Here is a 22,065-nt window from a genome sequence, read left to right on the forward strand (position 1 = left end):
TGCAAGCTACGAAAAGCATGCGAAGCAGGCCAGCGCCGGCGAGTGAACCGTTCATTCCAATCTCCTGTGTTGGCCGGGCACGTCTGCGCCTGCGGCCGAGTGTTTGACGAAGACGCAGTTCAAGCCTTGGCGAGATAGGGGATCGTGCCGGCCAAGTCCGTATCGTCGATCAACTGGAAGCGGCTCTCGCTGCCGCCCCTGCGCGCTGCCGCGAAGCGGCCGTAGGCGGGATCAGCGACGAAGGACTCCGCTGCCTTCGCGGTTGGAAACGACATGATCGCGATCAGCGATGTGTCGAGAGGGGCACCTTCAAGGGTTTTCACATTGCCGCTGCGGGAAAGATACTTGCCGCCATGCTTGTGCACCAACTCGTGGACGGACGCTGCGTAGTCCGGCACCCACTTTCCGTCAGTCACTTTGATGTCCGCGATCAGATACGCTGTCATATCGTGTCTCCTGGCTCGAGTTCAGCTCCGCGTTGATACAGGCGGGCATCATTTGGGTGCCAGAACACGGCGCGGGCTCGCCAGTACGGGAACTGTAGCGGGGCGATACAAATACTGAATTGCGCCGCCCTGGATCAGCTCGCCAGCTTGCGTTCCTTGGCGAACGGGCTGAGGCCCAGCCAGCTTTGCATGGCCGCGGCAAGCTGCCGGTCGCCGGTGAGCAGCATCCGCCGGCTTGCGACGGCCGCGCGCACGGTATCGAGTCCCATCCAGATCGCCGTCATGGTGCGCAGATCAACCGACACGTAAAGGTCGACGTCGAAACCGGGATCAATCGAGCAGAGGTCGACGCCGTCGTCGGGATCGACGATCAGCCACCACAATCGCTGCGTCGAAGGCATTTCCGGATAGGCGAACTGCAGCACGCTGCGGCGGGTCGGCATCGGGGTCGTGTTCAGATTCCGCCGCATGTCCCACATCAACAGCTGGACATCGAGATGCTGAAGCGACAGATGCGACTCGATGCGGCGCTGGCCCCAGATCCCGAACGCCTCGACGATGGGGCCGAGTTCGCGTCCGGCGGCGGTCAGCTGATACTCGATCACGCCGCGCTCGGAAGTCGACGGCTGGCGGATCACGATGCCTGCAGCTTCGAGTTCCTTCAGGCGCTGGGAAAGCAGCGCAGGCGACATGCGGGGAACGCCGCGGCGCAACTCGTTGAACCGGGTCGAGCCGGCGACGAGTTCACGTAGCAGTACGACGGTCCAGCGCGTGCATAATATCTCGGCCGCCATCGCGACCGGACAGAACTGCCTGTAGCTGCCGATGGTCATGCGGGCCTCCGTGACAAGCGAAGGCGCAAGCTTAGGGCCGCGGCGCGCGGCTTCCTAGTTCAGTTTCTGTATCAGCAGCGATTCATTCTCTGAACTGGCCGCGGACCGTGGTGAGCGTCTATTCGACCGGCATTGGCAAGCCGGCCGCCGCAATTACGGCCCCGGACACAGGAGATTACTATGAAGAAATACGATTCAGCGGCTTCCAGATTGCTCGTTTCGGTTCGCAGCGCCGCGATTTGCACCCTCGGCCTGGGCGTCGGCGTCATGCCGGCGTCCGCAGCCAATCTGACGAGGAGCATCGAGGTCAGCAGTGCTGCGGCCGAGGTGTGGTCCGTCATCGGCCCGTTCTGCGCGATCAAGGATTGGCTGCCGCCGGTGGGGCAGTGCATTGCGGACGGCAAGTCGCCGCCAACTCGGACGCTCGTCACCAGGGACGGCAAGGCTTCGTTCGTGGAGACGCAGACTGCGCGGAACGACAAAGACTACAGCTATTCCTACGCGTTTCTGTCGAGCCCATTGCCGGTGAGCCAGTACAAGTCGACCATCAAGGTCACGGCAAAGGGTGAAGGCGCGTCGGTGGTGACATGGACCGGCATCTACACGCCCGACCCGGGGCGGGAGAAGGAAGCGGTCGATGCCCTCGGCGGCGTCTATGATTCCGGCCTCGCCGCGATCAGGGACCGGTTCAAGAAGTAGGTGTCAATGCCGAGATGGGCGCAGCGGCAGCTGCGCTCATCGTGGACGATCACACACTCACAACCACGGCGCCGGCGTATCCATCGCGATCAGTTGCTCGACCTCGATGCGCGGACGCACGACCGCGTACTGGTCGCCCTTCACCAGCACCTCGGGCACCAGCGGCCTCGTATTGTAGGTGCCGGCCTGCACTGCGCCATAGGCGCCGGCGGTCATGATGGCGATCAGGTCGCCGGGCTTTGGCGTCGGCAGCGTGCGGTCGAGCGCGAGGTAGTCGCCGGTCTCGCAGACCGGGCCGACGACGTCGGCCATGATGGTCGCGGCCCCCTTCGCAGGCTGCGTCACCGGCAGGATGTCGTGATGGGCCTCGTACAGCGTCGGACGGATCAGATCGTTCATGGCGGCGTCGATGATGACGAAATTCTTGCCGTCGCCGTGCTTCACATAGATCACCTTGGCGACCAGGATGCCGGCGTTGCCGACGATCATGCGGCCCGGTTCGAACATCAGCGTGCAGCCGAGATTGTGGCTGACGCGCTTGATCATGGCGGCATAGGCGTCGGGCGCCGGCGGCGCCTCGCGGTCCATGTAATAGGGAATGCCGAGGCCGCCGCCGAAATCCACATGCGAGATGTTGTGGCCGTCGGCGCGCAGCGTCTGCACGAATTCGGAGAGGATGCGGAACGCGATCTCCATCTTGGAGAGGTCAGTGATCTGGCTGCCGATATGCACGTCGGTGCCTGTGACCTCGATGCCCGGCAGCTTCGCGGCGCGGGCATAGACCTCGCGGGCATGCGTAATCGGGATGCCGAACTTGTTCTCGGACTTGCCGGTCGAGATCTTTGCATGCGTGCCGGCATCGACGTCAGGATTGACACGGATCGAGATCCGCGCGGTCTTGCCCGTCTCGGTCGCAAGGCGCGACAGCAGCTCGAGCTCGGGCTCGGATTCGACGTTGAGGCAGAGGATGTCGGCGGCCAGCGCGGCGCGCAGCTCGGCTTCCGTCTTGCCGACGCCGGAGAACAGGATCTTATTGGCGGGAATGCCGGCGGCCAGCGCGCGCTTCAATTCGCCGCCGGAGACCACGTCCGCGCCGGCGCCGAGCCTGGCCAGCGTGCGCAGTACCGACTGGTTGGAATTCGCCTTCATGGCGTAGCAGACCAGCACCTTCTCGCCGGCGAAAGCGTCGGTGAAAACCCGATAGTGCCGCTCGAGCGTCGCGGTCGAATAGCAATAGAACGGCGTGCCGACGGTTGCGGCCAGCTCGGACAGATTCACCGCCTCGGCGTGCAGCACGCCGTTGCGATAGTCAAAATGGTTCATGGCGTTGGCTCAGTTGCCCCAGCCTATCGGCTGGGTCTTTCGTCCAGCAGCGGGTCGAGGATGAACGGTCTCTTTTTGCCCTTGGTCGCCGCCGGTGCGGCGTCCGCGCCATAGGTGGGATTGAACACGCTCGGCGTCCTCTCGGCTTCGGTCTCGGTGTCGGTCGGTGGCGCGATGTTCGCCGTGGACGCGCTGGAGGCGGTCGGCGGCAGATCCAGCGGGCCCTTGCGGCCACAGCCGGCAAGCGCGAGCGCCGTCAGGCTCAAGACAATGATGGCCCACCCCGAGCCGGCCGGGCGAAACTTTGACGTCACGACGAAATCCCCACTACGCGCGGCGCACCATACAGAGATTGGCGCGCTCTGGCGAGACCCGGATGATCATGAAACATAAGCGAAATTTTGCCCCTCAGCCCAATTTTCGCTCTTTTTCCAGCCGCCTCAGCCAGGCCTTGGCCTGCGATGCCACGTTCTTCGGTGCGGTGCCGCCGAAGCTGGTCCGGCTCTTCACCGACGATTCGACCGAGAGCACGCCGAGCACGTCTTTCGTGATCTTCGCTTCGATTGCCTGCATCTCCTTGAGCGGGAGCTCGTGCAGCGCCACGCCGCCCTCGGCGGCTTTCGCGACGATGCGGCCGGTGACGTGGTGGGCCTCGCGGAACGGCATCTTCAGCGTCCGCACCAGCCAGTCGGCAAGATCGGTCGCGGTGGCGTAGCCCTCGCCTGCAGCAAGCTTCATCTTCGCTTCATCAGGCACGAGATCCCGGACCATGCCGGTCATGGCGCGGATCGCGAGCGACAGCGCGGCGAAGCCTTCCATGGCGCCCTGCTTGTCCTCCTGCATGTCCTTTTGATAGGCGAGCGGCAGGCCTTTCATCACGATCAGCAACCCATTGAGCGCGCCGATCACGCGGCCGGTCTTGGCGCGCACCAGCTCGGCGGCGTCAGGATTGCGCTTCTGCGGCATGATCGAGGATCCCGTGGTGAACTTGTCGCTGAGGCGGATCATGCCGACCAGCGGCGAGGTCCAGATCACGATCTCCTCGGCGAAGCGCGACATGTGCACGGCGCAGATCGAGGCCGCCGACAGCGTCTCCAGCACGAAGTCGCGATCGGAGACCGCATCGAGCGAGTTGGCCATCGGACGATCAAAACCGAGCGCCTTCGCCGTGGCGTGACGATCGATCGGGAACGAGGTACCGGCGAGCGCCGCAGCTCCGAGCGGGGATTCGTTCAGCCGCTTGCGCGCGTCCTGGAAACGGCCGCGATCGCGCGCGGCCATCTCGACATAGGCGAGCAGATGGTGGCCGAAGGTCACCGGCTGCGCGGTCTGCAGGTGCGTGAAGCCGGGCATGACCGTCCCGGCATGCTCCAGCGCGCGCTCGACCAGCGCCTGCTGGAACGCGGCGAGTGAGGCGTCGGTCTCATCGAGGACATCGCGGACATAGAGACGGAAATCGGTCGCGACCTGGTCGTTGCGCGAGCGCGCGGTGTGGAGGCGGCCGGCGGCGGGGCCGATCAGCTCGGACAGCCGGCTCTCCACATTCATGTGAATGTCCTCGAGCGCGCGCTTGAATTCGAAGCCGCCCTTGCCGATCTCTGACAAAATCGTGTCTAGACCCTTGCCGATATTTTTCGCATCAGAGGCCGTGATGATGCCCTGCGCGGCCAGCATCGCGGCGTGGGCCTTGGACGCGGCAATGTCCTGGGCAAAGAGGTGACGATCGACGTCGATGGAGACGTTGATCTCTTCCATGATCTCGTCGGGGCGTTCCGAGAACCGGCCGCCCCACATCTTGTTGCTCATGATCCCCTGCTCACGCCTTGCCTGTCGCCGCCGCACGTTTGCTGACGGCTGCCAGCCGTATTAAGAGGCCTCTGATAGCCATATCTGCGACCGGATGACAAACGATATGCTCGACCCCAATGACAGGCTCGACCAAAGATCAGCACGGTCGGCCACGCGCCGGATCCCCGTCGTCATCGCCACCGTGGTGGTCGGGGGCCTGGCTGGCTTTGCCGCGCTGTACGGGCTGGGCCTGGGCCGGGCCCCATCCGGCGATCCCGCCTGCCGGGCAGCGGTGAACACCGCACAGAAGATCGCCCCGCTCGCCCATGGCGAGGTAGCGGCGCTGACCATGGCGACCGCACCGCTGAAGCTGCCGGACCTGGCCTTCGAGGACGCCGACGGCAAGCCAAAGAAGCTGTCGGATTTCCGCGGAAAGACGCTGCTGGTCAACCTCTGGGCCACCTGGTGCGTGCCATGTCGAAAAGAGATGCCGGCGCTGGACGAGCTCCAGGGCAAGCTGTCAGGCCCGAATTTCGAGGTGGTGGCGATCAATATCGATACCCGCGACCCCGAGAAGCCCAAGGCGTTCCTGAAAGAGGCCAATCTTATCAGGCTCGGCTATTTCAACGATCAGAAAGCCAAGGTTTTTCAGGATCTTAAGGCGATAGGCCGGGCCTTGGGCATGCCCACCTCAGTGCTGGTCGATCCCCAAGGCTGCGAGATCGCGACGATCGCGGGGCCGGCGGAATGGGCGAGCGAGGATGCGCTCAAGCTGATCCGGGCTGCGACGGGCAAAGCCGCCGCGTCGTTCTAAGCGATGATGTTTAGGCGGTGACGTTGATGTTGCCGCCGACGCCGGCGCCGACATTGGCGAGCGAGGGCTGTCCGGCGCCGAGCAGCGTCAGGACGGTGGATTTCTCCGCATCCGCGTTCTGCTTCATCAGCGTCGCCGAGATATTCGACTGCAGCGCGCCTTGCTGAGAGGCCAGCATGCTGCTGACCATCGCCATCATGTCCATTACGCAAACCCTCGTACCGCGCGTAACCTAGAGGCGAGCGGTTAACGGGACATGAATTGTCACGAAGCGCTGTAGGGGGCTTTGTCCGTGTTCCGGACGCGGGCGGCACGAAGTGACGCACCGCAGAGCCGGGGCACGAGACCGGCTTATCTCGTCGGAACCGGCTTGGCGCCGCGATAGTCATAGAAACCGCGTTGGGTCTTGCGACCGAGCCAGCCCGCCTCGACGTATTTCACCAGCAACGGGCACGGGCGGTACTTGGAGTCGGCGAGGCCCTCATGCAGCACCTGCATGATCGACAGGCAGGTATCGAGACCGATGAAATCGGCGAGCTCCAGCGGGCCCATCGGATGGTGCGCCCCGAGCTTCATCGCCGCGTCGATCGCCTCCACGTTGCCCACGCCTTCGTACAGCGTGTAAATCGCCTCGTTGATCATCGGCAGCAGGATGCGGTTGACGATGAAGGCCGGGAAATCCTCGGAGACCGCGACCTGTTTGCCGAGCTTGCCGACGAATTCCTTTGACGCCTCGAAGGTCTGGTCGTCCGTGGCGATACCGCGGATCAGCTCCACCAGCTCCATCAACGGCACCGGATTCATGAAGTGAATGCCGATGAAGCGTTCGGGCCGGTCGGTGGCGGCGGCGAGCCGCGTGATCGAGATCGAGGAGGTATCGGAGGCAACGATCGCCTCCGGCTTCAACACGGCACAGAGGTCGTGGAAAATCTTGCGCTTGACCTCTTCCTTCTCGACCGCGGTCTCGATCACGAGATCGCAGTCCGCGAGATCGTCCAGCTTCTCGCCGGCCACGATACGCGCCATCGCCTTGGCTTTGTCGTCCTCGCTGACGGCCTTCTTGGAGACCTGGCGCGTCAAATTGCCGTTGATCGTGGCCATGCCTGACTTGAGGCGGTCGGTCGAAATATCGTTGAGCACCACGTCGAAGCCGGCCAGCGCAGCGACATGCGCGATGCCATTGCCCATCTGCCCCGCGCCGATCACGCCGACCTTCTTGATTACTGCCGCCATAATGTCATCCACCGGAACGGCGCGCTATCAACCGCGCCTGCCTATCCCCCGAGCCGGGAGATCCGATTTAATCAGAACCCGGCCTCGAAACCTAGATTGGATCGCTTCGAAGGCGTGTCCCACGCCAAAGAAAACGCCTCAAAAAGCAACACCGGCCGGAGTTTATAGCTCCGGCCGGTGTTTTAGCGCGTTTTACTTGCCGAGCTTGCCGAGTTCGGCGGTCAGCTCCGGAACCGCCTGATAGAGGTCGGCGACCAGGCCGTAATCGGCAACCTGGAAAATCGGCGCGTCCTCGTCCTTGTTGATCGCGACGATCACCTTGGAGTCCTTCATGCCGGCCAGATGCTGGATCGCGCCGGAAATGCCGACCGCGACATAGAGCTCGGGGGCCACGACCTTGCCGGTCTGGCCGACCTGCCAGTCGTTCGGCGCATAGCCCGCATCCACCGCGGCACGCGAAGCGCCGACACCGGCGCCGAGCTTGTCGGCGAGCGGCTCGATGTACTTTGCGAAGTTCTCGCGGCTCTGCATGGCGCGGCCACCGGAGACGATGATCTTGGCCGAGGTCAGCTCGGGACGGTCGCTCTTTGCGACTTCCTCGCCGACAAAGGACGACAGGCCCGGATCGGCCGCCGCCGCGACACTCTCGACCGACGCGCTGCCGCCTTCGCCCGCTGCGGCGAAGGTGGAGGTGCGCACAGTAATGACCTTCTTGGCGTCCTTCGACTTCACCGTCTGGATGGCGTTGCCGGCGTAGATCGGACGCTCATAGGTGTCGGGGGCGACCACCTTGGTGATTTCCGAGACCTGCATGACGTCAAGCAGGGCCGCGACGCGCGGCATCACGTTCTTGAAGCGCGAGGTCGCGGGCGCGACGATGGCGTCGTAGCCGGGAGCCAGCGAGACGATCAGCGCGGCCAGTGGCTCGGCCAGATCGTGCGCGTAAAGCGCGCCGTCGGCGAGCAGCACCTTCTTCACACCGGCAAGCTTTGCGGCCGCGTCCGCCGCGGCCTTCGCATTCTCGCCGGCCACCAGAACCTCGACATCCGCGCCGAGCGCGGCCGCTGCGGTCAGGGCCTTGTTGGTCGCATCCTTGAGCGACGCATTGTCGTGTTCGGCAATCAGAAGCGTCGTCATCAGAGCACCCCGGCTTCGTTCTTGAGTTTCGACACCAGCTCGGCGACGTCCTTGACCTTGACGCCCGCCTTGCGGCCCGCCGGCTCGGTCGTGTTGAGAACCTCTAGGCGCGCGGTGAGATCGACGCCGTAATCGGCGGCGGTCTTGTCCGCTATCGGCTTCTTTTTGGCCTTCATGATGTTGGGCAGCGAGGCGTAGCGCGGCTCGTTGAGACGGAGATCGGTGGTCACGATCGCCGGTCCCTTCAGCTTCACGGTCTGCAAGCCGCCGTCGACTTCGCGGGTGACCTTGAAGTCGCTTCCTTCAACCTCGAGCTTCGAGGCGAAGGTCGCCTGCGACCAGCCGAGCAGCGCGGCCAGCATCTGGCCGGTCTGATTGCTGTCGTCGTCAATCGCCTGCTTGCCGAGAATGATCAGGCCCGGCTGCTCTTCGTCCGCAATCTTCTTCAGGATCTTGGCGACGGCGAGCGGCTCGACCGCGCCCTCGGCCTTCACCAGGATGCCGCGATCGGCGCCCATGGCGAGACCGGTGCGGATCGTTTCCGACGCCTGCGCCGGTCCGATGGAGACCACCACGACTTCGGTCGCCTTGCCGGCTTCCTTCAGGCGCAGCGCTTCTTCGACCGCAATTTCGTCGAACGGGTTCATGGACATTTTGACGTTGGCGAGTTCAACACCCGATCCATCGCTCTTGACGCGGACCTTGACGTTGTAATCGACCACCCGCTTTACCGGCACCAAGACCTTCATCGATCCTCTTTCACTCAATCTGGGAGGGGGTTATCAACTGGCGCGGAACCTAAAGGCCTGATCCGGCCCGGTCAACGCGCGAAGGGGTCTAATTTTGGCGCCCAGAAATGCGCGGCCCAATGGGTCAGCGGTTCTGGCCCGGAACCCAGAGCACGTCACCGGCGCCGTCATCGTTGGCGGCGCGGCTCGCCACGAACAGGAAGTCCGACAGGCGGTTCATATATTGGATGCCAGCGGCACCAACGGGCTCGTCCGGCCGGGCCGCCAGTTCCACCATCACACGTTCCGCCCTGCGGCAAATCGTACGGGCGACATGGAGGTAGGCGGCGGCTGGCGTGCCGCCCGGCAGCACGAAGGAGGTCAGGGGAGCCAGCTTGTCGTTGAGCGCGTCGATGTCGCGCTCAAGCCGCTCGACCTGGCTCGCCACCACCCGCAGCCGCTCCGCCTTGCCCTCGCGTTCGGGCACTGCGAGGTCCGCGCCGAGGTCGAACAGATCGTTCTGGATGCGGCCAAGCATCGCGTCGAGCTCGGGCGCATCCCTGGTGTGAAGCCGGACCACGCCGATCGCAGCATTGGTCTCGTCGACCGTGCCATAGGCCTCGATGCGCAGATCGCATTTCGGCCGGCGTTCGCCCGAGCCGAGCGCTGTCGTGCCGTCGTCACCGGTTTTCGTATAGATGCGGTTGAGCACGACCATGTTAACGCCCCATCGCCCACACGGCGACCATCGCGATGACGATCGCCACGAACTGAAGCAGCACGCGCCAGCGCATCAGCTTCTGCGAAGTATTGGGCGAGCCGCCGCGCATCATGTTGATGAGGCCGAGCAGCAGCACCAACGCCACGGCGCCGGCCGCAATCGGCAGGATAAAAGTACTCAGGAGAGATGCCATTCGAGGGTAGATAACACCCTGCGCGCCGGTCCGCCATGGCGTTCCCGATCTGGCTTTTAAGTCAATAATATCAGAAGCTAGCTGGATGATCTCCGATTTGCGCGCGTCGTCTGTCTTCTTCGCCTCTCCCCGCTTGTGGGGAGAGGCCGCAATGCGCGCGCAGCGCGGCTTACGGGTGAGGGAGAATCTCCACGAGCTCAACGGTCACCGTCCCCGCGGAGAGCCCCCCTCACCCCAACCCTCTCCCGGCAGGCGGGGAGAGGGAGCAGGACAGAGCCAGCCGTGAAAGCCGTCCGCACCATCTACCTTGTCGTAATGGACGCGTTCTACACGTTCCTCGCCGATGACGGCTGGGCGATCGCGAGCCATATCGCGCTGTCGACGCTGATGGCGCTATTCCCGTTCCTGATCGTCCTGACATCGCTCGCCGGCTTCTTCGGCTCCAAGGAACTCGCCGATCAGGCCGCAAGCCTGATGCTTCAGGTCTGGCCCAAGCAGGTCGCGGATTCGATCTCGGGGGAAGTCCACGACGTGCTGACCACGACCCGCACCGGCCTATTCACCATCGGTGCGGTGCTGTCGGTCTACTTCGCCTCCAACGGCGTCGAGGCGCTACGGGTCGCGCTCAACCGCGCCTATGCGGTGGTGGAGATGCGGCCCTGGTACTGGCTACGGCTGGAATCGATCGCCTACACGCTGATTGCGGCCTTCACCGCGCTCGCCATGGCATTCCTGATCGTGCTCGGGCCGCTGCTCATCGAGGCCGCGCGTGCGCACATTCCGCTGTTCGTTGAATCCAACGAGAGGATCCTCACCTGGCTGCGCTACGGCATCACCGTCGCCGCGTTGGTGGTGGCGCTGATCATCCTGCATACCTGGCTGCCGGCGGGACGGCGCCGGTTCCTCCAGATCCTGCCCGGCATCGTCTTCACCATCGTGGCGTCGCTGATCTCGGGCATCGTGTTCGGCCAGTACCTCGCGCGCTTCGCCAACAATTACGTGACGATGTATGCGGGGCTCGCCTCGGTGATTATCGCGCTGGTGTTCCTGTACTTCATCGCCGCGATCTTCGTTTTCGGCGGCGAGCTCAACGCCGCGATCATCAAGTCGCGGCTTCCTCACGGCGTGTCGCTGCAAGCAGCGCAGTCGCTAGCGCCCGCGGAGACACAGGCTTGACCAGAAAGGCGTCGGCGCCGGCCTCGCGTGAGGCGACTTCGTCTTCGCCGCGACCTGACACCCCGATGATGGGGATCTGAGCCAGCGGCGTCGCCATGGTGCGGATCCGCCTGATCGCCTCGACGCCATTAATGCCCGGCAGCACCATATCCATCAGCACCGCGTCGAAGGCGCCCTGCGCGAGCCGGTTCACCGCGTCCTCGCCGCGCCCGATGAACTCGGCATGATGACCGAGCTCGGTCAGGATGGTGTTGAGCACGACGCGGCCGAACGGATTGTCCTCGACGCTGAGCAAGCGCAGCGCCGGGACCGCATCCATCTCGGCTTCGCCCTTCGACTTGCGGGACTTGCCCGATCCCGTGGCACACACCGACATCGTCAACGTGAAGGTGGCGCCGCCGCCGGGCCGAGGGGCGACCGTGATGTCGCCGCCCATCGCGCGCGCCAGTTGCTTCACCGACGACAGACCCAGGCCGGCGCCGCCAAAGCGCGAGGCAATGGTGACATTGGCTTGGGTAAACGGCCGGAACAAGCGCTTGATCTCGGCCATGGTGAGGCCGATGCCGCTGTCGGACACGGCGAAGGCGACACCGACGCTGCCTTTGCCCTTTGCTTTGCCTTTGCTCTTGGTCTTGCTCTTGACGGAACGCCAAGGCGCGACCGTGAGCGCCACGCCGCCGTGCTCGGTGAATTTCACGGCATTGTCGATCAGGTTCTCGAGCGCGGCGCGCAGGCGGACGGGATCCCCGACCACCAGCCCCGGCAGCTTCTCCGAGATATCGACCTCGGCCTGGAGACCCTTGGCCGCGGCGCGACCGGCCAGCGAATCGCCGGCGTTGCGGGCGAGGGTCCGCAGGTCGAACAAATCCTGCCGCAGCGAGCTTCCACCTCCGACGCTTTTGCCGGTCCCCTTGCCGGTTCTGGCGGCATCGACGAACAGGGTGGCAAGGTTCGCCAGATGCTCGGCACCGGCCTTGATCGTGTCGGCCCAGCGTCTTTCCCGTTCGCCGAGATCCGAAGTCGCGAGCAAGTCGCTGATCGCGAGAATGCCGGTCAGGGGGGTGCGGACCTCATGGGCGAAGGCGGCAAGCGCGGCCTGGACGACGTCCGGCTCGGCCCGCTTGATGCTGCGCTTGCGCAACCGGGCGGTCGGCCCGGAGCGCTTCCGAGCCACTCGCTTGGACGTCCCCGTAGTGCGCGCTCCGCGCGTTTTCGCCGCCATAACTCCCCTTCGAAGTATCCCCCTTCGAACCCGGACCGTGAGGTGAGCATGGCACGGCGGAACACCCGGAGTCACGGCGGCGTTTGGCTAACCCCCAGAGAAACTTAACCTAATCCCACCAGCTGGCGGATACCGGCCGGCATGGCGCCGGCAGCGCGCAATTCACGTAGGCCGGTCGAGCTGGTTGATTTCGACAGCTTCCGGCCGGCCTCGTCACGAAGTAGCCCATGGTGACGGTAGACGGGTTCGGGCAGGCGGAGCAGAACCTGAAGCAGACGGTGGACCGAAGTGGCGTGGAACAGGTCCTGGCCCCGCACGATCTCGCTGACGTCCTGGAGCGCATCGTCGACAACGACGGACAGATGGTAGCTGGTCGGCGTCTCCTTGCGGGCCAGAATGACGTCCCCCCAGGCTTCTGGCCGCGCCGGGACGACGCCACGCTCACCATCGGGCCCCACGCCCAGTTCGTTCCAGCTCAGGCCGGCGGCGCGGCGGCAGGCGGCCGCCACGTCGAGCCGAAGCGCATAAGGCGCGCCGGTGTCGATGAGGCGGTCACGCTCGTTGGCGAACAGCGATCTGGCGGCGCCGGGATAGAGCGGCGCGCCATCGGGATCGCGCGGCCACGGCCCATCCGCTTCACGCGCCGCAACCTGCCTTGCGATCTCGGCGCGGCTTTCGAAGGCGGGATAGACCAGGCCGAGCGCCGAGAGCCTGTCCAGTGCCGCGCGATACGCGTCGAGATGCTCCGACTGCCGCCGCACCGGCGTCTCCCAGGCAATGCCGAGCCAGGCGAGGTCTTCGTAGATCGCAGTCTCATATTCCGGCCGGCAACGCGTCGCGTCGATGTCCTCAATGCGGAGCAGCAACCGCCCGCCAGTCTCTCGCGCGCGGTCGGAATTCAACAGCGCTGAATAGGCGTGGCCGAGATGCAGGTAGCCGTTCGGACTGGGGGCAAATCGGAAAACGGGTGGCGACATATGCACAAATCTCGTCATGGCCGGACTTACCCGATCATCCATCTCCAACACTCTGTTACGATAGGAGATGGATGCGCGGGTCAAGCCCGCGCATGACAAGTTGAGCAAGCGATGACCATCCACCTCGAGACCCAGTCCGACCTCGAAGAAGCCGTCCACTCGCTGGTCAAGCGCGATCCGCGCCTCAAGCCCGTGCTCGCAATCGCCGGCATGCCGGCGTTGCGGCGGCGCGAGCCGGGCTTTGCGGGGCTTGCCCATATCGTCTGCGGGCAGCAGCTCTCCACAGCCAGCGCCGCGGCGATCTGGGGGCGGCTGTCGGCGGCTTTCGATCCATTCGACCATGACGCGGTCCGCCGCGCCCGCACCGACCGGCTGGGGCGGCTCGGCCTGTCCGCAGCCAAGATCAAGACGCTGAAACATCTCGCGCGCGAGATCACCGCACAGCGGCTGAACCTCGACGTGCTCGCCGAAGAAGATGCCGATGCCGCGCATCACACGCTGATCGCACTGCCCGGCATCGGACCCTGGACTGCGGACGTCTATCTGCTGTTCTGCCTCGGCCATGGCGACGCCTGGCCGGCCGGCGATCTCGCCGTCCAGGAAGGCATCCGCATCGGGCTCGGCTTGCAGGCGCGGCCGACGGAGAAGCAGATGGCGCCGCTCGCCGAACCCTGGCGTCCCCTGCGTGGTGCGGCGGCGCATCTGTGGTGGAGCTATTATCGCGCGGTGAAAAAACGCGAAGGCGTGCTCGCCGGATCAGCTTAGCCCCGCAGCCTAACGCGATCGGTCCGGGCGCAATCGGCGACGAAGTCGACCACGGCCCGCACCGCCGGCAGCTCGACGAGGTCGGGATGGGCCAGCAGCCACAGGTCCGCCACGCTGGCGAGCTTCTGCGGCGCGACGCGCACGAGATCGGGATAACTTTCGGCGACAAAGCACGACAGGGCGGAGATTCCGAGTCCGGCGCGGACCGCCGCCAGCATGTCGCCCTGCGACGAGCAGCGCATCACCACCCCGGCCTGACGCGTGACGACGTCGCTCCAGCGCGCAAGCTGGATGTTGGAGGTCTGGTCGGCGAAACCGATGACGCTGTGCCCCTTCCACTCGCCGCGCCGTTCCGGCAAGGACCGCCCGCCGGCGTAGTCCCGCGAGGCGTAGAACCCGGTGCCGAGACGGCCGATCTTGCGGCCGACCAGATTTTCCTCGCCGCTGTCGAAGGGCCGCAGCACCACGTCCGCCTCGCGCCGGCGCACGCTCGCCGGAAACGGATGGGTGATGATCTCGAGCTGGACGTGATCATGCGCGCGCAGGAAAGCAGGCAGGCACGGCATCAGCCAATGCGACGCCAGCGTCGCCCCGATCGACAGCTTGACGGTCCCGCGCGCCTTATGCCCTCCGGCCGAGACTGCCGTCTCCGCCCGCAGCGCGGCCGCCGCCATCGCCTCGGCGTGCTCGCGCAATGTCCGTCCATCCGCGGTCAGCGCCAGGCCGTCGGCGGCGCGTGCCACCAGCCTGGTGCCGAGCTGGGCTTCCAGCGCCGCGATCTTGCGACTGACGGTGGGATGGCTGCTGTGCAGCCGGCGTGCCGCGCCGGTGAAGCTGCCGGTTTCGGCTACGGCGACGAAGGTCTTGCAAAGGTCCCAGTCCATAAGCGGCCTCTGTTCAAATCTGAATAGTCGTCCGTTCAATATTGAACGATCGGAGGCCGCACTCCAACCCCTATAATGGCGTCAAATGAAACATGGGCGGCAACTCGCCCGCGACGACCAACAGGGAAACGCCTCGTCATCCGCCTGCCGGCGGGCTGCGTTTCCGGGAGGACATCATGGCGCTGCCCGCTCTCTTGAAGGATTCGCTCGAGCTGCCCGTGGTCGGCTCTCCGCTCTTCCTCGTCTCCGGTCCCGAGCTGGTGATCGCCCAGTGCAAGGCCGGTGTCGTCGGCTCGTTTCCGGCGCTCAATGCCCGTCCGGTGGAAAAGCTCGACGAGTGGCTGAACCGCATCGAGGACGAACTCGGCGAATACAAGTCGCGCAATCCCGGCAAGAAGGTCGCGCCCTACGCCGTCAACCAGATCTGCCACGCCTCCAACGACCGGCTGACGAAGGACATGGAGACCTGTGTGAAGCACAGGGCGCCCATCATCATCACCTCGCTACGGCCGCCCGCCGAACTCGTCGAGGCCGCGCATTCCTACGGCGGCCTCGTTTTCCACGACGTCGTCAACGTCAAGCACGCGCGCAAGGCCGCCGAGCAAGGCGTCGACGGCCTGATTCTGGTCTGCGCAGGCGCTGGAGGACATGCAGGAACGCTCTCGCCTTTCGCGCTGGTACGTGAGGTCAAGCAATGGTTCGACGGCGCGATCCTGCTGTCGGGCGCAATCAGCGACGGATTCGCAATCGCTTCCGCGCTGACACTGGGCGCCGACCTCGCCTATATGGGCACGCGCTTCATCGCGACGAAGGAAGCCAACGCTGACGAAGCCTACAAATCCGCCCTGACCCAGCACGCTGCGCACGACATCGTCTACACCAACCTCTTCACCGGCGTGCACGGCAACTATCTCGGCCCTTCGATCGCCGCGGCCGGGCTCGATCCGGACAATCTGCCGGCCGCCGACAAGACGAAGATGAACTTCGGCTCCGGCGGCAACATGAAGTCCAAGGCGTGGCGCGACATCTGGGGCTCCGGCCAGGGTATCGGCCAGATCGCCGACGCGCCGCCGGTCGCCGAGCTCGTCGACCGGATGAAACAGGAATTCGACCAGGCCCGACAGGATTTTCTGATGCGCGTCAGCGCCTGACGTCTCGGACCGACAATAAAACGGGAGGACACCATGAAGCTCGCAGCCGCACTGATCGGCATGTCGCTGCTGACGCTCGCTGGCGGCAGCGCCCACGCCGAAGGCAGCGACGAGATCCGCATCGGGCAGACCCTGCCCTACAGCGGTCCGGCCTCTGGCTTCGGCGCGATCGGACGGACGCAGGAAGCGTTCTTCGAGAAGGTCAATGCCGAAGGTGGCATCAACGGCCGCAAGGTCAAGTTCATCACGCTGGACGACGCATATTCGCCGCCGAAGACCGTCGAGCAGACCCGCAAGCTGGTGGAGCAAGAGGAGGTGCTGATGATGTTCGGCTCGCTCGGCACCGCCACCAATAGCGCCGTGCAGCGCTATCTCAACGCCAAGAAGGTGCCGCAGCTATTCGTGCTCTCCGGCGCCACCAAATGGGCCGATCCACAGAAGAACCCGTGGACGATGCCGGGCATGGCGGCCTACGAATCCGAGGGCGTGGTCTACGCCAAATATATTTTGCAGGCCAAGCCCGACGCCAAGATCGCGATCCTGTCGCAGAACGATGATTTCGGCCGCGATTATGTGGCGGGGTTCAAGCGAGCGCTCGGGCCCAAGGCCGCAAGCATGATCATCGCGGAGGCGAGCTACGAGACCAGCGCGCCGACGATCAGTTCGCAGCTCTCGACGCTGAAGGCGTCAGGCGCCAACGTGCTGTTCGGCGTCGTGCTCGGCAAGTTCACCTCGCAGATGGTCAAGGGCGTGGCCGAGATCGGCTGGAAGCCGGAGCTGTTCTTCGTGCCGACCTCGGCGTCGTCGATCTCGTTTCTGGAGCCGGCGGGCCTCGACAACGCCGTTGGTCTGATCTCGTCGAGCAACCAGAAGGACACGATGGATCCGCAATGGGCCGACGATCCCGGCGTGAAGGAATACTTCGCCTTCATGAAGCGCTACATGCCGACCGCGGACCTCTCCAACTCCAACTACGCCGCGGGCTATCACTATGCCACGCTGCTGATGACGGTGCTGAAGGCGTGCAAGGATGATATCAGCCGCGACAACATCATGCGCCAGGCGGCCTCGTTGAAGGACGTGACGTTGCCGCTGCTGCTGCCGGGAATGGCTGTTGCGACCGGCCCCGACGACTATCTGCCGTTCCAGCAGCTTCAGCTCCGGCGCTTCAATGGCAAGAGCTGGGTCAGCTTCGGCGACGTGCTGGATGATCGCTAGACGAGCGGAATGAGGAGACGCCATGATCATCAGCGGCGAACGCCAGATCAGCTACGACGACATTCGGGCCCGGATCAAGCGGGCGATGAGCGGCTTCCGCGCCCTGGGGCTTGCCGAGGCCGCGCCGGTCGCGATGATGCTACGCAACGATTTCGCCCTCTTCGAGGTGGTTGCGGCCTCCGCCGCGCTGGGCAGTCCGGTGGTGCCGATCAACTGGCATCTGAAAGCCGAGGAGGTCCGTTACATTCTGGCCGACAGCGGGGCGAAGATCCTGGTCTGCCATGCCGATTTGCTGCCGCAGATCCGTGAAGGCATACCTGCCGATGTCCTTCTCCTGGTCGTCGCGACCCCGCCCGAACCCGCAGCGACCTTCTCGATCCCTCGGGAGCTGACCGAGATCCCGGTGGGACTGACCGATTGGGACCGCTGGCGCGACGACCATCCGCAAGCGCAGGAGCCGCCGCGGCGCGCGGCAGCAATGATCTACACATCGGGGACAACGGGCATGCCGAAGGGCGTGCGGCGCATGCCGATACAGCCCGAACAGGCGGCCGCCTCGGAACGTGTGGGCGGGATCGCCTACGGCATCAAGCCGCGGGAAGACCAAATCGTGCTGATCAACGGGCCGATGTATCACTCGGCGCCGCATTCCTACGGCATGCTGGCGTTCCGCAGCGGTTGCACCATCATCCTCCAGGCGCGGTTCGATCCCGAGGAGCTGCTGGCGCTGATCGAGCGCCACCGCGTCACGCACATTCACATGGTACCGACCATGTTCGTCCGGCTGCTGCGGTTGCCCGAAGCGGTCAGGCAACGTTACGACCTGTCGTCCCTGCGTTTCGTCGTGCACGGCGCCGCGCCCTGCCCGCCAGACGTCAAGCGCGCTATGATCGACTGGTGGGGACCGGTCATCAACGAATATTTCGGCTCGACGGAGACCGGGATCCCGGTGTGGCACTCGGCCGAGGAAGCCCTGAAGAAGCCCGGCACGGTCGGCCGCGCCATCGAAGGCGGCATCGTCAGGATCTTCCGCGATGACGGCAGCCAGTGCGGTGCCAACGAAGTCGGCGAAATCTACATGCGCCAGACGGCAGTGCCCGATTTCGACTATCACGGCAGGTCGCAGGCACGGGCCGAGGCCGGTCGTGACGGCCTCGTCAGCGTCGGCGACGTCGGTTACCTCGACGCGGACGGCTATCTGTTCCTGTGCGACCGCAAGCGCGACATGGTGATCTCCGGCGGCGTCAACATCTATCCCGCGGAGATCGAGAACGTGCTGATCGGAATGCCCGGCGTGCGCGACTGTGCCGTGTTCGGCATCCCGGACGCGGAATTCGGCGAACGGCTGTGCGCCTTTGTCGAGCCTGAATCCGATGCCGAGCTCTCGGCCGACGCTGTCCGATCGTTCCTGCGCGAGCGGCTTGCCAATTTCAAGGTGCCAAAGGACGTCGAATTCCGCGACGCTCTGCCGCGCGAGGCAACGGGAAAGATTTTCAAGCGCAAACTGCGGGAGCCCTATTGGGCGGCGTGAAAGCAGGCGACGCGTCCGAGAGAGCGCGACGGTATAAACGGGAACGAGTGGCAATCGTTCCTGGGCCTCTTCAATATCGACCAGTTTGAAGACCCGCGCTTCCGTCGCAAATGGCAGAGCAACCAATTCGAATCTCGTCTGTTGTCGACCGGCACAATCACTGCCGGAGGATAAACTATGTCACGTCTAGTTTCGCTCGCTGCAGCTGTCCTGCTGCTCGGATCAATGCCCGTAAGCGCACAGTCGCAAAAGGCACAAAGCGGCCCGGGCAACAACGCCGTCAACAGCTCTGATCACAACAACTCCAACGCACCGGTTGCAGGCCGCAACAGCTTCACCGAGGGACAGGCGAAGTCGAAGATCGAGGGCGCGGGCTATTCCAATGTTTCCGGCCTGCAAAAGGACGACAATGGCGTCTGGCGCGGCAAGGCCGACAAGGCCGGGACCAAGGCGGACGTGAGCGTCGACTTCCAGGGCAACGTGAACCCCGCCAAGTAAGGAGGATCAAACATGACCACCACCATTTCTCGACTCTATGACACCTATCCGGATGCGGAACGTGCGGTCAGGCGTCTGGAGGCCGCGGGCGTGCCGCACTCCGACATCAGCATCGTCGCGAACAATTCCGATAATTGGTACGGCTCCTCCACCGCCAAGGTCGACCGCGATCGCGACGGCGTCGACGATCGCGCCGAAGGCGCCGGCACGGGTGCCGGCATCGGCGCTGGAATCGGCAGCGCGGCGGGCCTGCTTGCAGGACTCGGCTTGCTGGCCATTCCGGGGCTCGGACCGGTAGTTGCCGCCGGATGGCTGGCTTCGACCGCAGTTGGTGCCGCGGCCGGCGCCGCGACGGGCGGCATCGTTGGCGCGCTGACCGAAGCCGGCGTCTCCAAGGATGATGCGTCGCGCTACGCGGAAGGCGTCCGTCGTGGCGGAACGCTGGTATCGGCCCGGGTACCCGACCAGGACCGCACGCGTCTCGATGCCCTTCTGCACGAGAAGGCCGTGAACCTGCAGGAACGGAGCACCGCCTGGCAGAAGTCCGGCTGGAATGGCTTCGATGCCGCAAGCCCACCGCTGTCTCCTGACGATATCGGCCGTGAGCGCGAGCTGTACGGCACTGGGATGCGGGGTAGGTAGGGATGTTCGCTCGCCGCTACGCGAGCGGCTGTGAATCCCAAGAGCGCGAGGGAGGCTCCACCAAGGTGGAGCCTTTTTCGCGTGCCCCTCCTTGAAACCACGAGGGTGCCGCAGGTCTCTCTCAACGGGTGCATTCCGCTGAAGCAGGGGCACATGTTCTCACTGCTCGGGTAATCGGCTATTGGCCGTCTGCGAAACAGTATAGCTTTCGACCCTAGAGGAAACGCCGCGAAGACGGCACGAGGTCGCGCATGCTGGACAGGACGAAGGATATTGCCGCATCCGCGCAAGCCTGGCTCGATGAATTTGAGCGCACGCTTGGCGCACCCGATGGCGCTGGGCTGGATCGTCTGTTCCTCGCCGACTGCTATTGGCGCGACGCGCTGGCATTCAGCTGGAACCTGCAAACGATCGCCGGCGGCGGCTCGATCGAGCGGGAGCTGACAACGCTCGCCGCAAAGGTCGCGCCGGGCAGCTTCAAGATCGCGCCGAACCGCCCGCCACCGCGCTGGGTGACGCGTGCCGGGACCAACAATATCGAAGCGATCTTCAATTTCGAAACCGCACTGGGGCGCGGCAGCGGCATCGTCAGGCTTGTGCCCGACGCCAACGACGGCGACCGCCTGAAAGCGTGGACGCTCCTCACCGCGCTCGACGAGCTTAAGGGCTTCGAGGAGCAGCTCGGCACCTCGCGGCCGCGCGGCCAGGCCTATTCACGCGACTTCCGTGGACCGAACTGGCTCGACCTGCGCAGCGCCTCGCGCGACTACACCGATCGCGATCCCACCGTGCTGGTGGTCGGCGGCGGCCAGGCCGGGCTCGCAATTGCGGCGCGGCTGAAGCAGTTGAAGATCGACACACTGATCGTCGATCGCGAGGCACGGATCGGGGACAATTGGCGCAAGCGCTATCACGCGCTGACCCTGCACAACCAGGTGCAGGTCAATCATTTGCCCTACATGCCGTTTCCGCCGAGCTGGCCGACCTATATCCCCAAGGACAAGCTCGCCAACTGGTTCGAAGCTTACGTCGACGCGATGGAGCTGAACTTCTGGACCGGCACCGAATTCGAGGGCGGCGCCTACGACGATGCGAAAGGCCACTGGACGGTCACACTGCGGCACACCGCCGGCAGTGAGCGTATCATGCACCCCCGCCATGTGGTGATGGCAACCGGCGTCAGCGGCATCGCCAATGTGCCTGTTATTCCGACCCTCGAAAACTTCAAGGGCACGCTGCTGCATTCGAGCCGCTACGAGGACGGCGAGAGCTGGACGGGCAAACGCGCCATCGTCATCGGCACCGGCAATAGCGGTCACGATATCGCGCAGGATCTTCACTCCAGTGGCGCCGACGTGACGCTGGTGCAGCGTTCACCTACGCTCGTCACCAATATCGAGCCGTCGGCCCAACTCGCTTATGCGACCTACAATGAGGGCACGCTCGAGGACAATGATCTGATCGCCACCTCGATGCCGACGCCGCTGGCGAAGAAGACCCATGTGATGCTGACGGAGCAGTCGAAGGAGCTCGACAAGGAGCTGCTCGACGGATTGCGGCGCGTCGGCTTCAAACTCGATTTCGGCGAGGCCGGCACCGGTTGGCAGTTCAAATATCTCACCCGTGGCGGCGGCTATTATTTCAATGTCGGCTGCTCCAACCTCATCGTCGAGGGTGCGATCAAGCTCAGGCAGTTTTCCGACATCGAGGGCTTCGTCACCGAGGGCGTCCGGATGAAGGACGGCGCAAGCCTTTCGGCCGAATTGATCGTGCTCTCGACCGGTTACAAGACGCAGGAATATCTGGTGCGGAAACTGTTCGGCGGCCGCGTCGCCGAGCGAGTCGGCCCGATCTGGGGTTTTGGCGACGGCCTCGAGCTGCGCAACATGTATGCGCGCACCAGGCAACCCGGCCTCTGGTTCATCGCCGGCAGCCTCGCACAATGCCGGATCAACTCGAAATATCTCGCGCTGCAGATCAAGGCGATCGAGGAAGGGATTTTGGGGCGTGAGGCGGGCACGGCTTAAGCCTCGTCATTGCGAGCGCAGCGAAGCAATCCAGAATCTTTCCGCAGAGACAGTCTGGA

Annotated in this window: 24 protein-coding genes; 10 read left to right on the forward strand and 14 right to left on the reverse strand. The window is 64.6% G+C overall.

Features of this window, described 5'->3' with window-relative positions; all coding sequences use genetic code 11:
* Nucleotides 1–119: 119 nt before the first annotated feature.
* Both FXB41_RS05955 and FXB41_RS05960 read right to left on the reverse strand, forming a co-directional pair.
* Nucleotides 120–446, reverse strand: coding sequence for a DUF1330 domain-containing protein (locus FXB41_RS05955; RefSeq protein WP_219680482.1), 327 nt, complete (start codon nt 444–446; stop codon nt 120–122).
* Between the two features lie 134 nt (nt 447–580).
* Nucleotides 581–1,279: a winged helix-turn-helix transcriptional regulator gene (locus tag FXB41_RS05960; protein ID WP_007597325.1), complete on the reverse strand. Its 699-nt coding sequence runs from the start codon at nt 1,277–1,279 to the stop codon at nt 581–583.
* A gap of 180 nt (nt 1,280–1,459) precedes the next feature.
* Between FXB41_RS05960 and FXB41_RS05965 the strand changes: the two genes are divergently transcribed.
* Nucleotides 1,460–1,978, forward strand: a complete 519-nt coding sequence (locus FXB41_RS05965) for an SRPBCC family protein (protein ID WP_007597327.1) — start codon at nt 1,460–1,462, stop codon at nt 1,976–1,978.
* Nucleotides 1,979–2,035: 57 nt separating this feature from the next.
* Here FXB41_RS05965 and lysA read toward each other — a convergent pair whose 3' ends face one another.
* From lysA to argH, 3 genes are all read right to left on the reverse strand, one after another.
* Nucleotides 2,036–3,301 (reverse strand): diaminopimelate decarboxylase, encoded by a 1,266-nt coding sequence (gene lysA / locus FXB41_RS05970; protein WP_219680485.1) that lies wholly within the window; start codon nt 3,299–3,301, stop codon nt 2,036–2,038.
* Nucleotides 3,302–3,324: 23 nt separating this feature from the next.
* Nucleotides 3,325–3,615, reverse strand: coding sequence for an LPS translocon maturation chaperone LptM (gene lptM / locus FXB41_RS05975; protein WP_007597331.1), 291 nt, complete (start codon nt 3,613–3,615; stop codon nt 3,325–3,327).
* Nucleotides 3,616–3,709: 94 nt separating this feature from the next.
* A complete protein-coding gene (gene argH, locus FXB41_RS05980; RefSeq protein ID WP_219680488.1) occupies nt 3,710–5,107 on the reverse strand; it encodes an argininosuccinate lyase in 1,398 nt (465 codons plus the stop codon).
* Nucleotides 5,108–5,213: 106 nt separating this feature from the next.
* Between argH and tlpA the strand changes: the two genes are divergently transcribed.
* Nucleotides 5,214–5,903: a thiol:disulfide interchange protein TlpA gene (gene tlpA, locus FXB41_RS05985; RefSeq protein ID WP_219680491.1), complete on the forward strand. Its 690-nt coding sequence runs from the start codon at nt 5,214–5,216 to the stop codon at nt 5,901–5,903.
* A 10-nt stretch (nt 5,904–5,913) separates the two neighbouring features.
* Here the strand turns inward: tlpA and FXB41_RS05990 are convergent, their stop codons facing one another.
* From FXB41_RS05990 to FXB41_RS06015, 6 genes are all read right to left on the reverse strand, one after another.
* On the reverse strand, nt 5,914–6,108 hold the full coding sequence (locus FXB41_RS05990) for a putative motility protein (RefSeq protein WP_007597338.1): 195 nt from the start codon (nt 6,106–6,108) through the stop codon (nt 5,914–5,916).
* A gap of 146 nt (nt 6,109–6,254) precedes the next feature.
* On the reverse strand, nt 6,255–7,136 hold the full coding sequence (locus FXB41_RS05995) for a 3-hydroxybutyryl-CoA dehydrogenase (RefSeq protein WP_007597339.1): 882 nt from the start codon (nt 7,134–7,136) through the stop codon (nt 6,255–6,257).
* Between the two features lie 192 nt (nt 7,137–7,328).
* Nucleotides 7,329–8,273 (reverse strand): electron transfer flavoprotein subunit alpha/FixB family protein, encoded by a 945-nt coding sequence (locus tag FXB41_RS06000; RefSeq protein WP_007597340.1) that lies wholly within the window; start codon nt 8,271–8,273, stop codon nt 7,329–7,331.
* Complete coding sequence (locus FXB41_RS06005; RefSeq protein WP_007597346.1) at nt 8,273–9,022, reverse strand: electron transfer flavoprotein subunit beta/FixA family protein; 750 nt, start codon at nt 9,020–9,022, stop codon at nt 8,273–8,275. The genes FXB41_RS06000 and FXB41_RS06005 overlap by 1 nt, the downstream gene beginning before the upstream one ends.
* 124 nt (nt 9,023–9,146) lie before the next feature.
* Complete coding sequence (locus tag FXB41_RS06010; protein ID WP_007597347.1) at nt 9,147–9,719, reverse strand: cob(I)yrinic acid a,c-diamide adenosyltransferase; 573 nt, start codon at nt 9,717–9,719, stop codon at nt 9,147–9,149.
* 1 nt (nt 9,720) lies between these two features.
* The gene (locus FXB41_RS06015) at nt 9,721–9,915 is read right to left on the reverse strand and encodes a twin transmembrane helix small protein (protein ID WP_035974492.1); all 195 of its coding nucleotides are present in this window, start codon (nt 9,913–9,915) and stop codon (nt 9,721–9,723) included.
* A gap of 282 nt (nt 9,916–10,197) precedes the next feature.
* Between FXB41_RS06015 and FXB41_RS06020 the strand changes: the two genes are divergently transcribed.
* Entirely contained in the window at nt 10,198–11,091 is an 894-nt protein-coding gene (locus FXB41_RS06020) for a YihY/virulence factor BrkB family protein (protein WP_219680494.1), read from the forward strand.
* Here FXB41_RS06020 and FXB41_RS06025 read toward each other — a convergent pair.
* On the reverse strand, nt 11,018–12,313 hold the full coding sequence (locus FXB41_RS06025; RefSeq protein WP_219680497.1) for an ATP-binding protein: 1,296 nt from the start codon (nt 12,311–12,313) through the stop codon (nt 11,018–11,020). The genes FXB41_RS06020 and FXB41_RS06025 overlap by 74 nt on opposite strands.
* 104 nt (nt 12,314–12,417) lie before the next feature.
* The gene (gene gluQRS / locus FXB41_RS06030) at nt 12,418–13,290 is read right to left on the reverse strand and encodes a tRNA glutamyl-Q(34) synthetase GluQRS (RefSeq protein WP_219680500.1); all 873 of its coding nucleotides are present in this window, start codon (nt 13,288–13,290) and stop codon (nt 12,418–12,420) included.
* Between the two features lie 111 nt (nt 13,291–13,401).
* On the opposite strand from gluQRS, the gene FXB41_RS06035 reads away from it, so the two are divergent.
* The gene (locus tag FXB41_RS06035) at nt 13,402–14,055 is read left to right on the forward strand and encodes a DNA-3-methyladenine glycosylase family protein (protein WP_219680501.1); all 654 of its coding nucleotides are present in this window, start codon (nt 13,402–13,404) and stop codon (nt 14,053–14,055) included.
* Here FXB41_RS06035 and FXB41_RS06040 read toward each other — a convergent pair.
* A complete protein-coding gene (locus tag FXB41_RS06040; protein WP_219680503.1) occupies nt 14,052–14,939 on the reverse strand; it encodes a LysR family transcriptional regulator in 888 nt (295 codons plus the stop codon). The genes FXB41_RS06035 and FXB41_RS06040 overlap by 4 nt on opposite strands.
* A 176-nt stretch (nt 14,940–15,115) precedes the next feature.
* On the opposite strand from FXB41_RS06040, the gene FXB41_RS06045 reads away from it, so the two are divergent.
* From FXB41_RS06045 to FXB41_RS06070, 6 genes are all read left to right on the forward strand, one after another.
* On the forward strand, nt 15,116–16,090 hold the full coding sequence (locus tag FXB41_RS06045; protein ID WP_219680506.1) for an NAD(P)H-dependent flavin oxidoreductase: 975 nt from the start codon (nt 15,116–15,118) through the stop codon (nt 16,088–16,090).
* A gap of 33 nt (nt 16,091–16,123) precedes the next feature.
* Nucleotides 16,124–17,308 carry an ABC transporter substrate-binding protein gene (locus FXB41_RS06050; protein ID WP_007597363.1) on the forward strand — a complete coding sequence of 395 codons (1,185 nt, stop codon included), beginning with the start codon at nt 16,124–16,126 and terminating at the stop codon, nt 17,306–17,308.
* A gap of 22 nt (nt 17,309–17,330) precedes the next feature.
* On the forward strand, nt 17,331–18,839 hold the full coding sequence (locus FXB41_RS06055) for an acyl-CoA synthetase (RefSeq protein ID WP_219680510.1): 1,509 nt from the start codon (nt 17,331–17,333) through the stop codon (nt 18,837–18,839).
* 177 nt (nt 18,840–19,016) lie between these two features.
* Nucleotides 19,017–19,337, forward strand: a complete 321-nt coding sequence (locus FXB41_RS06060; protein WP_219680512.1) for a hypothetical protein — start codon at nt 19,017–19,019, stop codon at nt 19,335–19,337.
* A gap of 12 nt (nt 19,338–19,349) precedes the next feature.
* A complete protein-coding gene (locus FXB41_RS06065; RefSeq protein ID WP_007597374.1) occupies nt 19,350–19,979 on the forward strand; it encodes a general stress protein in 630 nt (209 codons plus the stop codon).
* A gap of 251 nt (nt 19,980–20,230) precedes the next feature.
* On the forward strand, nt 20,231–22,006 hold the full coding sequence (locus FXB41_RS06070) for an NAD(P)/FAD-dependent oxidoreductase (protein ID WP_219680515.1): 1,776 nt from the start codon (nt 20,231–20,233) through the stop codon (nt 22,004–22,006).
* Nucleotides 22,007–22,065 lie beyond the last annotated feature (59 nt).

The organism is Bradyrhizobium canariense (genome assembly GCF_019402665.1).
Taxonomy (GTDB): Bacteria; Pseudomonadota; Alphaproteobacteria; order Rhizobiales; family Xanthobacteraceae; genus Bradyrhizobium; species Bradyrhizobium canariense.

Bases quoted from the DNA above. Each gene is read 5' to 3' on its own strand.
- FXB41_RS06055 (WP_219680510.1), top strand. From the start codon at position 17,331: ATGATCATCAGCGGCGAACGCCAGATCAGCTACGACGACATTCGGGCC.
- FXB41_RS05965 (WP_007597327.1), top strand. From the start codon at position 1,460: ATGAAGAAATACGATTCAGCGGCTTCCAGATTGCTCGTTTCGGTTCGC.
- gluQRS (WP_219680500.1), bottom strand. From the start codon at position 13,290: ATGTCGCCACCCGTTTTCCGATTTGCCCCCAGTCCGAACGGCTACCTG.
- FXB41_RS06045 (WP_219680506.1), top strand. From the start codon at position 15,116: ATGGCGCTGCCCGCTCTCTTGAAGGATTCGCTCGAGCTGCCCGTGGTC.
- FXB41_RS06050 (WP_007597363.1), top strand. From the start codon at position 16,124: ATGAAGCTCGCAGCCGCACTGATCGGCATGTCGCTGCTGACGCTCGCT.
- FXB41_RS06040 (WP_219680503.1), bottom strand. From the start codon at position 14,939: ATGGACTGGGACCTTTGCAAGACCTTCGTCGCCGTAGCCGAAACCGGC.
- FXB41_RS06060 (WP_219680512.1), top strand. From the start codon at position 19,017: ATGTCACGTCTAGTTTCGCTCGCTGCAGCTGTCCTGCTGCTCGGATCA.
- FXB41_RS05955 (WP_219680482.1), bottom strand. From the start codon at position 446: ATGACAGCGTATCTGATCGCGGACATCAAAGTGACTGACGGAAAGTGG.
- lysA (WP_219680485.1), bottom strand. From the start codon at position 3,301: ATGAACCATTTTGACTATCGCAACGGCGTGCTGCACGCCGAGGCGGTG.
- FXB41_RS05960 (WP_007597325.1), bottom strand. From the start codon at position 1,279: ATGACCATCGGCAGCTACAGGCAGTTCTGTCCGGTCGCGATGGCGGCC.
- FXB41_RS06010 (WP_007597347.1), bottom strand. From the start codon at position 9,719: ATGGTCGTGCTCAACCGCATCTATACGAAAACCGGTGACGACGGCACG.
- FXB41_RS06025 (WP_219680497.1), bottom strand. From the start codon at position 12,313: ATGGCGGCGAAAACGCGCGGAGCGCGCACTACGGGGACGTCCAAGCGA.
- FXB41_RS06070 (WP_219680515.1), top strand. From the start codon at position 20,231: ATGCTGGACAGGACGAAGGATATTGCCGCATCCGCGCAAGCCTGGCTC.
- FXB41_RS05995 (WP_007597339.1), bottom strand. From the start codon at position 7,136: ATGGCGGCAGTAATCAAGAAGGTCGGCGTGATCGGCGCGGGGCAGATG.
- FXB41_RS06005 (WP_007597346.1), bottom strand. From the start codon at position 9,022: ATGAAGGTCTTGGTGCCGGTAAAGCGGGTGGTCGATTACAACGTCAAG.
- FXB41_RS06065 (WP_007597374.1), top strand. From the start codon at position 19,350: ATGACCACCACCATTTCTCGACTCTATGACACCTATCCGGATGCGGAA.
- FXB41_RS06000 (WP_007597340.1), bottom strand. From the start codon at position 8,273: ATGACGACGCTTCTGATTGCCGAACACGACAATGCGTCGCTCAAGGAT.
- FXB41_RS05990 (WP_007597338.1), bottom strand. From the start codon at position 6,108: ATGGACATGATGGCGATGGTCAGCAGCATGCTGGCCTCTCAGCAAGGC.
- tlpA (WP_219680491.1), top strand. From the start codon at position 5,214: ATGCTCGACCCCAATGACAGGCTCGACCAAAGATCAGCACGGTCGGCC.
- FXB41_RS06015 (WP_035974492.1), bottom strand. From the start codon at position 9,915: ATGGCATCTCTCCTGAGTACTTTTATCCTGCCGATTGCGGCCGGCGCC.
- FXB41_RS06035 (WP_219680501.1), top strand. From the start codon at position 13,402: ATGACCATCCACCTCGAGACCCAGTCCGACCTCGAAGAAGCCGTCCAC.
- argH (WP_219680488.1), bottom strand. From the start codon at position 5,107: ATGAGCAACAAGATGTGGGGCGGCCGGTTCTCGGAACGCCCCGACGAG.